Genomic DNA, 12,810 nt, shown 5'->3' on the forward strand with positions numbered 1-12,810 from the left:
TGAGCTTGGAATATTGAGCGGGACGACGGCGGATCAGCGGGCGAGCAGGCGCTCGAGCTGGGCGTCGAACCAGGCGACGAAGGCCGGTGACGGCTGCGCTTCGACGGCGAGGTACCACCAGTCGGGCGCGGCGAAGGACCGGCATTTCACCGCGTCCTTCTCGGTCATGACCAGCGGCAGTTCCGGCGTGAAGCGCAGCTGCTCGGCGGTATAGGCCGCATGGTCGGGGAAGGGATGCGGAATCGGCCGCCAGTTTAGCGCCTCGAGCGTTGCGAAGAAACGCTGCGGGTTGCCGATCCCGGCCAGCGCGTGCAGCGACTGACCGGCGGGGAAGTGCCCGATACCCCGACGCTCGCCGCTGGCCAGGTTGACCAGGACAGAAGGTCGCAGGACGAAAGAGAAGGCGCCGGGCGGATCGGATGGCGCACCGTTGTGCAGCACGGCGTCGACTTCGGCCAGCCGCTCGGCCGGTTCGCGCAGCGGCCCGGCAGGCAGGCAGCGGCGGTTGCCCAAGCCACGGGCCGCGTCGATCAGCACCAGCTCAAGGTCGCGGGCCAAGCGGTAGTGTTGCAGGCCATCGTCGCAGAGGATCAGGTCCAGCGGCTCCTCGGCCAGCAAAGCGCGCACGGCGCTGGAGCGGTCCGGGTCGATCATCAGTGGCACGCCGCTGCGGCGCACGATCATCAGCGGCTCATCACCCGCTTGCGCCGCCGACTGTTCGGCGCGCACGCGCCAGGGAGTCTGTGGCGGCTTGGCGCCATAACCGCGACTGACCACGCCGACCTTCAGCCCACGGGCGCGGCAGTGTTCGATCAGCCAGAGGATCATCGGCGTCTTGCCGGTGCCGCCCACGGTGATGTTGCCCACCACGATGATCGGTACCGCAGCGCGGTAGGCCGGCCTGGCGCCGGAGAGGAAGCCCTGTCGGCGGCCCCGGGCAACGCGCCGGTAGAGCAGCTCAAGCGGCCTGAGCAGGGCAAGGGCCGGGTGGCCCTTGTACCAGGCGTCGAGCAGGCGGTCGGAGAACGCCATCAGGGGGTCTTCTTGTCCGCCCGGGACTCGATGGTGGTGATGCGCAGATGGGTGAAGCCCAGCTTGCCGGCAGCATCCATCGCGGTGACTACGGACTGGTAGTCCACCTTGCCATCGGCAGTGATCACGACCGGCAGGCTGTTGTCGCCAGCGGACTCACGCTGCATGGCATTCATCAGGTTCTCCAGGTCGTCGCGCGCCAGACTCTGGCCGTTGAGCGCGTAGTGCCCCTCGACGCTGATGGAGATTTCCAGCTGCTTGATCTCGGTGGCTTCCGGCGGCGTGCCGCTGACCGCCTCGGGCAGCTCGACCTTGAGCTGCGAGGGCTTGGTGAACGAGGTGGCGACCACGAAGAACAACAGCAGTACGAAGATCACGTCGATCAGCGACGCCAGGTTGATGAAGACGTCCTCGCGGGCCGCTCCGCCCGCTCTGCGGCGGAATTTCACGCTTTGCCTTCCTCGACGAAGTCGACTTCGCGATCGCCCTGGGTCACTTCCACCAGCTTGATGGCCTCCTGTTCCATGGCGATGACCAGTTCATCGACGCGGCGCAGCAGGTAACGGTGGAAGAACACCGCCGGGATCGCCACGATCAGGCCGGCCGCAGTGGTGATCAGGGCCTTGGAGATACCGCCGGCGAGCATCGGCGCGTTGGCCATGCCGTCGCCCATGAAGGCGCTGAAGATCTGAATCATGCCGAACACGGTCCCCAGCAGGCCGAGCAGCGGCGCCATGGCGGCGATGGTGCCCAGGGCGTTGAGGTAGCGCTCCAGCTCGTGGATGACGCGGGAGGCGGCCTCCTCGATGCACTCCTTCATGATCTCGCGACCATGCTTGGAGTTGGCCAGGCCGGCGGCGAGGATTTCACCCAGCGGGGAAGACGCGCGCAGGTCCTTCAGGGCCTGGCTGTTCATCTTCTTGTCCTTGATCTGCTTCCATACCTGACCGAGCAGCTGCGGCGGCGCCACGCGGCTCAAGCGCAGGGTCCAGAGACGTTCGGCGACGATCGCCATGGCAGCGACGGAGCTCAGCAAGATCGGCAGCATCATCCAGCCGCCAGCTTTGACCAGTTCCCACACAGTGGTGAATCCCCTGAAAAAAAGTGGCGCCACTCTAGCACAGGGGCCGTGGCGAGCCGACCGCCCGAGGGTCAATTTTCCTGCCAGAAATGTGCACCTTCCCGCACTCCCCGGACCTCGCCATGGGCACCGAGCGTCAGGCTCAGCGCGCCCTGCTCCGCCGTATCCTGAATCCGGATGCCCAGCGCGCGGAAGCGCTCGACGACCGACGGGTGCGGATGGCCATAAGGGTTGTTGGCGCCGCGGGAGATGATGGCCGTCGACGGCCCGATCGCCCGCAGGAAAGCCGGACCGGAGGAGCTGCGGCTGCCATGGTGCCCGGCCAGCAACCAGTCGATGTGCTCGTCCGGATGTGCCGCCAGCCAGGCCAGCTCGGCGGGCTGCGGCAGGTCGCCGGTGAGCAGGATTCGCTCGCCGTTGGCTTCGATTTCCAGCGCGCAGGAGCGGTCGTTGCTTTCCCTGGCACTTGCCCATGCCCAGCTGGCAAGGCGAACGCCATCAATCTGCCACTCTTCGATCCGGCAGGGCTGTGCTTGCAATTCGGGCGCCAGTCGCTCCGGCTCGCCACTGATGACTTGCACTGGCCGCAGCGAGCGCTTCACCGCCATGGCGCCGCCGGCATGGTCGTTGTCCGCATGGCTGAGCATCAGCATGTCCAGGCGACCAATCCCCAGGCTGCGCAGCGTCGGCACGACGACGCGCTCGCCGATGTCGAAATCGCCATTGCGCGCCCCGGTGTCGTAGAGCCAGACCTGGCTGCGAGTGCGGATCAGCACCGAAAGCCCCTGCCCCACGTCCAGTACGCGGATCTCAGCCATGCCGGGCGCGGGCAGCAGGACCGTCGGGCAGAACACCGGCAGGAACATCGCCAGCCCCAACGACCGTAAGGGCACGCCAGCCGGAGCAAGCAACAGGAGCGCCCCCAGCATCGCCAATGCTACCGTCCAGGTCGGCGCCGCTACCGGCTGCCAGGCCGGCGCCAGCTCAGCCATCCAGCCCAGCAGGCGGAACAGCAGCTCCAGCAGACCGCCCGATACCCAGAGCAGCGCCTCGCCCAGCCAGGGAAGCCCAAGCGCCAGGCTCCCCAGCAGGGCCAACGGCACCACGATCAATTCCACCCAGGGCACCGCGATCAGGTTGGCGACCACGCCGGAAACGCTCAGCGGCAACCCCAGGGCGATGGATGCCGGCAGCAACCCGACTGCCATCAGCCATTGCGCGCGCAGCCAGGTCCGCCAGCCGTTCCAGCGCCCCAGCCGCCCCGAGAACCCGAAGATCAACAACGCCACCGCCGCATAGGACAGCCAGAAGCCCGGCAACAGCACCACCAGCGGTTCGACCACCAGCACCGCCAGCAAGGCACCGAGCAAGGGCGCCCACAGGCCTCGATGGCGATAGCGCAGGCGCCATAACAGGACAATGGACACCATGACGCAGGCGCGCTGCAGCGGCACGTCGAACCCCGCCATCAGGCTGTACGCCCAGGCGCCGGCGGCGGCCAGCAGACAGGCACAGGGCAGCCACGGCAGGCGCACCGGCCAGCAGCCGAAACGGGCCAGCCCGGCGACCAACGCATAGAGCAGGCCGGCCAGCAGCGAGATGTGCGAGCCGGAGATCACCATCAGGTGCAGGGTGCCGGTGTCCTGCAGGACCTGCCAGTCCGCCGTGGTCAGCCCGGAGGCATCACCCAGCACCAGCGCGGCCAGTGCACCTGAGCGGCCGTGGGCGTCGACCGCCAGCAATCGCTGTCGCCAAGCCTCGCGCCAGGCGCCGGGGCCACTCGCGACCTCCAGACGCTGACCGTCCTTTATGCTGCCGGTGGCACCGATACGCTGGGCGGTGAGCCAGGCCTCGTAATCGAACCCTGCGCCATTGGCCATGCCGTGGGGACGCTTGAGTTTCACCGCCAATCGCCAGCGTTCGCCGCCTTCCACCGGCGGCCCACCAAACCAGGACAGGCGCAGCGTGGCAGGGACCTTCGCACGGGGGCTGGAGACGTCGGCGAGCAGGAAGCGCACCGAGGGTCCGGAGCGATCCGGCAGGCCCTCCACCCTGCCCTCCAGCCATAGCGTGCGGCCGTCCAGCTCCGGCGCCAGGCGGTCATCCAGCGCCCACTGCGCCGACAGGCAGGCCCAGGCGAAACCGAGCAGAAACAGGCCGATGAAGTAGCCGCGAGTCAGTAACAGAGGCAACGCGGACAACGCGAGAACCAGCAAAAACCAGCCAGGTGGAAGCGCCGGCATCCAGCGCAGCGCCAGCAAACCCAGGGCCAGCGCGAACATCCCTGTACGAGGCAACGGAGCGACTCCTGGCCTCCGGTCCAACCGCCGATCCGTTTGAGCGTCGGCAGTTACACACGGACATAGTTGGCAACGAATGACTGTCACCTAGCTAGGCATAATGGTGCGTCGTCCGTCTGCCAGAGATTTCCTCCATGCCGCGCCGAATCTTCAAGCGCTACATGCCGGATCCGGAGAGCATCAGGAACCACAAGGGCCTGCGCTTTCTCGGACCGCTGATCCAGTCGCCCAACCTCTGGCACCTGAATCGCCGCTCCGTGTCCCGCGCCATGGGCATGGGGCTGTTCGCCGCCTTCATCCCGATCCCGCTGCAGATGCTGCTGGCCGCCTCGCTGGCGGTGTGGGTGCGGGCCAACCTGCCGATCTCAGTGGGGCTGGTCTGGCTGACCAACCCGATCACCATGCCGCCGGTGTTCTACTGCACCTACAAGATGGGCGCCTGGGTCATGGGCATTCCGGCGCGCGCGCTTCCCGACCACCTGACCTGGGAATGGATCAGCGGCGAGTTGTCGTTGCTCTGGCAGCCGTTCCTGCTGGGCTCGGTGATCTGCGGGATCCTGGTGGGCATCCTGGGTTACCTGCTCACCGAGGGTTACTGGCGCTGGTGGATCGGCCGCAGCTGGCGGCGTCGCCGGGCGCTACGCAACCTGCAGCAAGGTCTCTGAAACGAAAAAGCCGCCCCTCGGGGCGGCTTTTTCATGGCCCGGTGAATCACTCGTAACGCAGCGATTCCGCCGGCTGGGTCGAGGCCGCGCGCCAGGCCGGGTAAAGCGTGGCGAGGAAACTCATCGACAGCGCCGCGACGCAGATCAGCACGATATCGCTGATCTGCGGATCGGACGGCAGGTAGTTGATGAAGTAGATGTCCGAGTTGAACACGTGGGTGCCGGCGACGCGCTCCAGGGTCGAAACGATGGCGGTGACGTTGTATGCCGCCAGCACGCCCAGCACGCAGCCGATGACGGTGCCGATCAGACCGATCACCGTACCCTGCACCATGAAGATCGCCATGATCTGCTTCGGCGTGGCGCCCAGGGTACGCAGGATGGCGATGTCCGCGCGCTTGTCGGCCACGACCATGATCAGGGTGGCGATGATGTTGAAGGCGGCGACCGCGACGATCAGCAGCAACAGCAGGCCGATCATGGTCTTTTCCATCTTCATCGCACTGAACAGGCTGCCCTGGGTATGGGTCCAGTCCACCGAGCGGTAGCCTTCGCCGAGTTGCCTGGCGATGGCGGCACCGACGTCCGGCGCCTGGAACAGGTCCTTCAGGGCGATGCGCACGCTCTGCACCTGGCCAGGCTGCCAGCGCATCAGGCTCGCCGCGTCGTCGACATGGATCAGGGCCAGCGTGCTGTCCAGTTCGGCGCCGACCTTAAAGACGCCGACCACGTTCAGGCGTTGCATGCGCGGGGTAATGCCGCCAGGCGCGGTGCTCGGCTCGGGAACGATCAGCAGCAGGCTGTCACCGACGTTGACGTGGAAACGCCGCGCGGTGATCTCACCGATGACCACGCCGAACTCGGTGGCCTTGAGGTCATCGAGGCTGCCGCGAACCATGTGCTGGCCGATGATCGACACCTGGGTTTCCAGCGCCGGATCGACGCCATCGACCTCGATGGGCTGCATCATGCCCTTGTAGGAGAGCATGCCATCGACTTCGGTGTAGGGCACCGCGCCGACGATCTTCGGGTTCTGCTTCGCTACCCCGGCGACGCGCTGCCAGTCGTCCAGCGGGCCGCTGGTTTTCTGCAGCACGGCATGGGGGACCATGCCGAGGATGCGCGAGCGCATTTCCTTCTGGAAGCCATTCATTACCGAGAGCACCACGATCATCGCCAGCACGCCCAGGGCAAGGCCGATCATCGAGGTCAGGGAGATGAACGAGATGTAATGGTTGCGTCGCTTGGCACGGGTGTAGCGGGTGCCGATGAAGACGGACAGGGGTCTGAACATTCCGTTATCCCTCAGGCGGCGACCAGCCGGCCCTCCTCCAGGCGCAGCACACGGTCCATCTGCTGGGCCAGGTGGGTGTCGTGGGTCACCACCAGGAAGGCGGTACGCAGGGACTGCGACAGTTCCAGCATCAGCTCCTGGATACCGTGGGCAGTGTGCTGGTCGAGGTTGCCGGTGGGCTCGTCGAGCAGTACCAGCTTCGGCGTGTTGACCAGGGCGCGGGCAATGGCCACGCGCTGGCGCTCACCACCGGACAGCTCGGACGGCTTGTGGCTCAGGCGATGGCCCAGCCCCACGCGCTCCAGCAGCGCAGTGGCGCGCTGACGCGCCTCGGGGATCGGCGTCTTGCCGATCAGCAGCGGCATGCAGACGTTCTCCAGGGCGGTGAACTCGGGCAGCAGGTGGTGGAACTGGTAGACGAAGCCCAGCGCGCGGTTGCGCAGCAGGCCGCGCTGCTTCTCGTTCAGCGCCGACAGCTGCTCACCGGCCAGCCAGACGCTGCCGGTGCTGGGGGTGTCGAGGCCGCCGAGCATGTTCAGCAGGGTGCTCTTGCCCGAGCCGGAGCTACCGACGATGGCGACGCGCTCGCCGGGCAGCAGCTCCAGCTGCACGCCGGAGAGCACCTCGACCGATTGCGGGCCTTCCTCGTAGCGCTTGCCGAGGTCGCGGCAGCTCAGGACGGCCTGGTCGTTGGGTGTCGGCTTACTCATAACGCAGGGCCTCCGCGGGCTGGGTGCGGGCCGCACGCCAGGCCGGATACAGGGTGGCGAAGAAACTCAGGATCAGCGCGGCGCTGCACACCAGGATCACGTCCTCGCTCATCAGCTGCGAAGGCAGGTAATCGATGAAATAGACGTCCGCGTTGAGGAATTTGTGGCCCAGCAGGCGCTCCAGCAGGGCGATGGCGGAGCTGACATTGAGCGCCGCGAGGATGCCCAGCACGCCGCCGATGAAGGTGCCGATCACGCCGATCACCGTGCCCTGCACCATGAAAGTCGCCATGATCTGCCCCGGTGTGGCGCCCAGGGTGCGCAGGATGGCGATGTCGGCCTTCTTGTCGGTGACGACCATGACCAGGGTGGAAATGATGTTGAACGCGGCGACCGCAACAATCAGCAGCAGCAACAGGCCGATCATGGATTTTTCCATGCGGATCGCCTGGTACAGGTTGCCGTGGCTGCGGGTCCAGTCGCGGGCAAAATAGTCGTTGCCCTTCAGGGTGCGGGCGATTTCCCAGGCGGTACGCGGCGCCTGGAACAGATCGTCGAGCTTCAGGCGCAGCCCTTCGACCTGGCCTTCCTTGAGACGGCGCATGCGCGCGGCGTCGTCGATGTGGACCATGGCGACGTAGCCGTCCAGCTCACCGGCGCCGACGTGGAAGGTACCGACCACGGTAAAGCGTTTCATGCGCGGGAACATGCCGGCCGGGGTGACCGAGACTTCCGGGGCGATGAAGGTGACCTTGTCGCCCAGCTTCACGCCGAGGTTCTTCGCCGCCTTGTCGCCGATCAGGATGCCGAACTCGCCAGGCTTGAGGCTCGAGAGCGAGCCCTCCTGGAAGAACTGGTCGATGATCGAGACCTTGCTCTCCTCGTTCGGGTCCACGGCGTTGATCAGCACCTTCTGCACCGTGCCGCCGGCGCTGAGAAGGCCCTGCATCTGGATGAAGGGTGCGACCTCCAGCACGTTGGGGTGCTGGGTCTTGATCTGCCCGGCGATGCCCTGCCAGTCGGAGATGGGCTGGTAGGACTCGACCGTGGCGTGGGGCACCATGCCCAGCACGCGGGTGCGCATCTCGTGGTCGAAGCCGTTCATCACCGAGAGCACCACGATCATCACCACCACGCCCAGCGCGAGGCCGATCATGGAGGTGAGCGAGATGAAGGAAACGAAGTGGCTGCGGCGTTTGGCGCGTGTGTAGCGCGTTCCGATGTAGACGGAAAGGGGTCTGAACATGTGGGGCCGAATGAGAAGGTGAAGAGTGCGTCGGGCGTCAGTTCCATCTGGCGTGCGACTTCCGTGTGGCGAGGCTCGGCAGGCGGCTTTACACTCAGACCATCACTGCCGCCGTGGGTTCGCCATGTCCACTCCAGACGCGGATGACCGCCGCGAATACTATCGTATTGAAGACACGCTCGCATTGGAATTTCGCCCGCTGCGCGAGGACGAAATCCAGTCGCAAGAAGTGCTTCAGGATGATTCCGCGCTGTTCAATCTGCTCAGCGACCTGCACCTGACCGACTTCGAGTCGCAACACCTGCTGCGCCATATCAATGAGCGCGACCGCCCGCTGGCCAGCTACCTGAAGGTAATGAACAAGCGCATCGACCTGATCGCCCAGGCCCTGACCCAGAGCCTGCTCAGCGAGATCGGCCCGGCGCGCAAGGTGACGCTGTCCGAAGGCGGCATCGATTTCCGCGATGCGCAGCCACTGCCTGTCGGCCAGGACCTGGCGCTGAAGATCGTCCTGCTGCCCCACGGCCTGGGCCTGCTGCTGCGTGCCAAGGTCACCCACTGCCAGCAGCAGACCGAGGGCGACTACGAGATCGGCACCGAATTCGAGATGCTCGGCGATGCCCCCCGCCAGTTGCTGGCCCGCCACATCCTCCAGCGCCAGGCATTGGAACGCCGGCAGGCCAAGGCCCGCGAAGAATGACCCCAGGGAAATCCATGCGCCATCTGCTGCTCCTGTTGAGCCTTGTCACCCCGCTGCCACTGCTGGCGGATACCATCGAGATACCCGTGGGCGCCCAGGGCGACCCGCACATCGTGCTGCCGGCCCGAGGCGAGAGCCAGAAGGCCGTGCTGGAGCGCTTTGGCCTGCCGGACGAAGAGCACCCGGCGGTGGGCAAACCGCCTATCTCGCGCTGGGACTACCGCGAATTCAGCGTCTATTTCGAAAGCGGGGTGCTGGTCGATGCCGTCCGCCAGCACCGCTCGCAATACCTCAAAGACCTCTCACCGACTCCCAAGGAGCCCCAGTGACTCTGATCTATGGCCATCGCGGCGCCAAAGGCGAAGCACCGGAAAACACCCTGAACAGCTTCCTGCGCTGCCTGGAACATGGCGTGAAACGCTGTGAACTGGACCTGCACCTGTCCCGCGATGGCGAGCTGATGGTGATTCACGACCCGACGCTCAAGCGCACCACCGGCCGGCGCGGCAAGGTCTCCGAGCAACTGGCGGACGACCTGGTGAGCATGGACGCCCGCGACGGCGGTCCGGGCTGGGTGCGCCCCTGCCCCATCCCGCGCCTGGCGGAGCTGTTCGAGCGCTGCGAGTTCGAGCACTGGCAGTTGGAGGTGAAAAGCGCATCGAAGGACCGTGCCAGCCGCACGGTGCAAGCGATCCACCAATTGGTGGGCCGTTTCGGCCTGCGCGACCGGATCACCGTGACCTCGAGTTCGCGCACCGTGCTGCGCGCACTGGAGGAGCTGGCGCCGGAACTGTCGCGCGGGCTGGTGGCGGAATACGCCTGGCTCGACCCATTGAAGGTCGCCGCGCATTACGGCTGTGACCTGCTGGCGCTGAACTGGATGTTGTGCACCCCGGAACGCTTGCTGAAAGCGCAGAAGCAGGGGCTGCATGTGTCTGTGTGGACGGTCAACGAGCCGGCGCTGATGCGCCGGCTCGCCGATTTTGGCGTGGATAGCCTGATCACAGACTTTCCCGGTTTGGCCACTGCCACGATCGGGAATCGCTGAGCAGGTTCCCCCCGACCGGCTCAGGCCGCCGGTCGGGGTATTTCAAAAAATCCGGTTCAGGCCGTCGAACGCCGCTACGCGGTAGGCTTCGGCCATGGTCGGATAGTTGAAGGTGGTGTTGACGAAGTACTTCAGGGTGTTCAGCTCGCCCGGCTGGTTCATGATCGCCTGACCGATGTGGACGATCTCCGAGGCCTGGTCGCCGAAGCAGTGCACCCCGAGGATTTCCAGGGTATCGCGGTGGAACAGGATCTTCAGCATGCCCACCGGCTCGTTGGAGATCTGCGCGCGGGCCATGCCCTTGAAGAAGGCCTTGCCCACTTCGTAGGGAATCTTCGCCACGGTCAGTTCCTGCTCGTTCTTGCCGATGGAGCTGATCTCCGGAATGGTGTAGATGCCGGTCGGCACGTCGTTCACGAAGCGCCAGCCATCATGCTCGACAATGTTGCCGGCGGCCGAACGGCCCTGGTCGTAGGCGGCGCTGGCCAGGCTCGGCCAGCCGATCACGTCACCCGCGGCGTAGATGTTCGACACCGAGGTCCGGTAGTTCTCATCCGTCTCGATCTGGCCACGGCTGTTGACCTTGATGCCGATGTTCTCCAGGCCCAGGCGGTCGGTGTTGCCGGTGCGGCCATTGCACCACAGCAGGGCGTCGGCCTTGATCTTCTTGCCCGATTTCAGGTGCAGGATCACCCCGTTGTCCAGGCCTTCCACGCGCTCGTACTCCTCGTTGTGACGGATCAGCACGTTGTTGTTGCGCAGGTGGTAGCTCAACGCATCGGAGATTTCGTCGTCGAGGAAGCTCAGCAGCTGGTCGCGGGTGTCGATCAGGTCCACCAGCACGCCCAGGCCACTGAAGATCGAGGCGTACTCGCAGCCGATCACGCCGGCTCCGTAGATGATCAGGCGGCGCGGGGTGTGGCTCAGGGAGAGGATGGTGTCGCTGTCGTAGACTCGCGGGTGGTTGAAGTTGATGTCCGAGGGGCGATAGGGGCGCGAGCCGGTGGCGATGACGAACTGGTCGGCCACCAGGCGCTCCACGGCGCCGCTGGGGGTGACGACTTCAACGGTGCGCTCATCGACGAAACTGGCGGTGCCGTTGAACATGTCGATGCGGTTGCGCGCGTAGTAGCCGGTGCGCGAGGAGACCTGCTTGGAGATCACCCGCTCGGCGCTTTTCAGCACGTCCGGGAAGGAGAACCAACGCGGCTCGCCGATCTGGCGGAACATCGGGTTGGTGTTGAACTCGATGATCTGCTTCACCGAGTGACGCAGCGCCTTGGACGGGATGGTACCCAGGTGCGTGCAGTTGCCGCCGACCACGCGACGGCTGTCCACCACCGCCAGCTTGCGCCCGTACTTGGAGGCGTTCATCGCTGCCCCCTCGCCTGCCGGGCCCGTGCCGAGAATCACCACGTCGTAGTTGTAGACAGCCATGCGTACTCCTTCAGAACAGGCCGGGGCGCTCGCTTGGCGCTCCCGGCAGAACCCCGGCACCACATGCACCGAGGCGGATCGAAATCATTGGCGCAGCTTAGCCCTGCGGCAAAAGGCTGCACATTAGCGCTTGGTCGGCAGGTAGGCGAATTTTGCCGCCACTACATGCCGTTGCCACCGTTGCGAGTGCCATCATGCCCGCCGAAGCTTTCATTCAGGCGACGGAAACAGCGCTTCGAAGCGCGTCGTCGCGCGGGTCACGAAACCCTCGCCTTGGCGCACGATAAAGAACGCCGCCAGCCCATTGCGCTCGGCAAAGGTATAGCCCTCCTCCGGCCCCAGCACCATCAGCAGGGTCGACAGACCATCTGCATGCAGGGCCTGCGCATCGGCCACGGTCACTGAAGCCAGCGCATGCCGGACGGGCGTTCCGGTGCGCGGGTCGAAGGTGTGCGAATAGCGCTGCCCACCTTCCTCGAAATAGTTACGGTAGTCGCCGGAGGTGGACAGGCCGATGCCGTCCAGCGCCACCGAACGCTCCACCTGCCGCTCGCGCTCGCTGCTGGGCACCTCCAGCGCGATGCGCCACGGCTTGCCGTCAGGTTTGTGGCCCACGGCTTTCAGCTCCCCGGTGATCTCCACCAGGTAATCGGTCAGGCCCAGCTCGGCCAGCCGCGCACTGACCCGGTCCACTGCGTAGCCGGCGACGACGCTGTCGAAATCCAGCTGCGCGTCGACCTCCTTGCACAACTGATCACCGTTCAGACGCAGATGCTGATGACCGACGCGGGCGCGCTCGCGCTCCAGCGCGGCGGCCTCGGGCACCCTCTCACTGCGTGATTGCGGACCAAAGCCCCAGAGGTTCATCAGCGGCTCGACGGTAAGGTCGAAGGCGCCGCCGCTCTGTTGCGAGAGCTGTTCGCCGTAGCGCCAGAGCGTCAGCATGTCCGCCGGCAAGCCCAAGCAGGCGCCGGCTGGCAAGGCGTTGAAGCGGGACACCACGGAGTCGGCGCGATAGGTGGAGAACTGCTCGTCCAGGCTTGCCAGAATCGTGTCGACCTCGGCCTTGAGCTTCGCAGCGTCCGGCGACTTGCCGGCCGGCACGAACTGCACCGTATAGCTGCTGCCCATGGTCGGCCCGCCGAAGCGCTCGACGGATTGCCCGCAGCCGCTCAGGGCTGCCAGAACCAGCACGATCAACAGGCTTGCACGGGTCACGGGTCTCTCCATCAGCCGCCCTGTACGCGGCGCCGGGCATTCTACCGCAAGCACCCGGCGCCACTGTTTCCGCTCTGGC

13 protein-coding genes are annotated in these 12,810 nt (G+C 65.8%); 4 read left to right on the forward strand and 9 right to left on the reverse strand.

What is annotated here, in order from left to right:
- Positions 1-33 precede the first annotated feature (33 nt).
- The 4 genes from lpxK to MJ122_RS00445 all read right to left on the reverse strand — a co-directional run bounded on the left by lpxK (position 34) and on the right by MJ122_RS00445 (position 4,395).
- Positions 34-1,032 carry a tetraacyldisaccharide 4'-kinase gene (gene lpxK, locus MJ122_RS00430; protein WP_239741731.1) on the reverse strand — a complete coding sequence of 333 codons (999 nt, stop codon included), beginning with the start codon at positions 1,030-1,032 and terminating at the stop codon, positions 34-36.
- Entirely contained in the window at positions 1,032-1,481 is a 450-nt protein-coding gene (locus tag MJ122_RS00435) for a biopolymer transporter ExbD (RefSeq protein ID WP_017519261.1), read from the reverse strand. Before MJ122_RS00435 ends, lpxK begins: the two co-directional genes overlap by 1 nt.
- Entirely contained in the window at positions 1,478-2,113 is a 636-nt protein-coding gene (locus MJ122_RS00440) for a MotA/TolQ/ExbB proton channel family protein (protein ID WP_017519262.1), read from the reverse strand. The genes MJ122_RS00435 and MJ122_RS00440 overlap by 4 nt, the downstream gene beginning before the upstream one ends.
- A 71-nt stretch (positions 2,114-2,184) precedes the next feature.
- Positions 2,185-4,395 (reverse strand): DNA internalization-related competence protein ComEC/Rec2, encoded by a 2,211-nt coding sequence (locus MJ122_RS00445; protein ID WP_239742776.1) that lies wholly within the window; start codon positions 4,393-4,395, stop codon positions 2,185-2,187.
- A 152-nt stretch (positions 4,396-4,547) separates the two neighbouring features.
- Here MJ122_RS00445 and MJ122_RS00450 point away from each other — a divergent pair, with 152 nt between their 5' ends.
- A complete protein-coding gene (locus MJ122_RS00450) occupies positions 4,548-5,078 on the forward strand; it encodes a DUF2062 domain-containing protein (RefSeq protein ID WP_088416920.1) in 531 nt (176 codons plus the stop codon).
- A gap of 46 nt (positions 5,079-5,124) precedes the next feature.
- Here the strand turns inward: MJ122_RS00450 and MJ122_RS00455 are convergent, their stop codons facing one another.
- The 3 genes from MJ122_RS00455 to MJ122_RS00465 are packed head-to-tail and all read right to left on the reverse strand — an operon-like array spanning position 5,125 to position 8,328.
- Positions 5,125-6,372 carry a lipoprotein-releasing ABC transporter permease subunit gene (locus MJ122_RS00455; protein WP_239741732.1) on the reverse strand — a complete coding sequence of 416 codons (1,248 nt, stop codon included), beginning with the start codon at positions 6,370-6,372 and terminating at the stop codon, positions 5,125-5,127.
- A gap of 11 nt (positions 6,373-6,383) precedes the next feature.
- The gene (gene lolD, locus MJ122_RS00460) at positions 6,384-7,082 is read right to left on the reverse strand and encodes a lipoprotein-releasing ABC transporter ATP-binding protein LolD (RefSeq protein ID WP_017519266.1); all 699 of its coding nucleotides are present in this window, start codon (positions 7,080-7,082) and stop codon (positions 6,384-6,386) included.
- Positions 7,075-8,328: a lipoprotein-releasing ABC transporter permease subunit gene (locus tag MJ122_RS00465; protein ID WP_017519267.1), complete on the reverse strand. Its 1,254-nt coding sequence runs from the start codon at positions 8,326-8,328 to the stop codon at positions 7,075-7,077. Before MJ122_RS00465 ends, lolD begins: the two co-directional genes overlap by 8 nt.
- A 124-nt stretch (positions 8,329-8,452) precedes the next feature.
- Between MJ122_RS00465 and MJ122_RS00470 the strand changes: the two genes are divergently transcribed.
- From MJ122_RS00470 to MJ122_RS00480, 3 genes are read left to right on the forward strand one after another with little or no spacing between them, the layout of a single operon-like run.
- Entirely contained in the window at positions 8,453-9,028 is a 576-nt protein-coding gene (locus MJ122_RS00470) for a PilZ domain-containing protein (protein WP_088416918.1), read from the forward strand.
- A 14-nt stretch (positions 9,029-9,042) separates the two neighbouring features.
- The gene (locus MJ122_RS00475; RefSeq protein ID WP_239741734.1) at positions 9,043-9,357 is read left to right on the forward strand and encodes a phosphodiesterase; all 315 of its coding nucleotides are present in this window, start codon (positions 9,043-9,045) and stop codon (positions 9,355-9,357) included.
- Positions 9,354-10,076, forward strand: a complete 723-nt coding sequence (locus tag MJ122_RS00480; RefSeq protein WP_017519270.1) for a glycerophosphodiester phosphodiesterase — start codon at positions 9,354-9,356, stop codon at positions 10,074-10,076. Before MJ122_RS00475 ends, MJ122_RS00480 begins: the two co-directional genes overlap by 4 nt.
- 42 nt (positions 10,077-10,118) lie before the next feature.
- Here MJ122_RS00480 and sthA read toward each other — a convergent pair whose 3' ends face one another.
- Both sthA and MJ122_RS00490 read right to left on the reverse strand, forming a co-directional pair.
- Positions 10,119-11,513, reverse strand: coding sequence for a Si-specific NAD(P)(+) transhydrogenase (gene sthA, locus MJ122_RS00485; protein WP_045211662.1), 1,395 nt, complete (start codon positions 11,511-11,513; stop codon positions 10,119-10,121).
- A gap of 210 nt (positions 11,514-11,723) precedes the next feature.
- A complete protein-coding gene (locus MJ122_RS00490; RefSeq protein WP_239741737.1) occupies positions 11,724-12,743 on the reverse strand; it encodes an FAD:protein FMN transferase in 1,020 nt (339 codons plus the stop codon).
- Positions 12,744-12,810: the final 67 nt, after the last annotated feature.

Origin of the sequence: Pseudomonas sp. DP-17 (genome assembly GCF_022380625.1) — a bacterium.
GTDB lineage: Bacteria > Pseudomonadota > Gammaproteobacteria > Pseudomonadales > Pseudomonadaceae > Pseudomonas > Pseudomonas nitroreducens_A.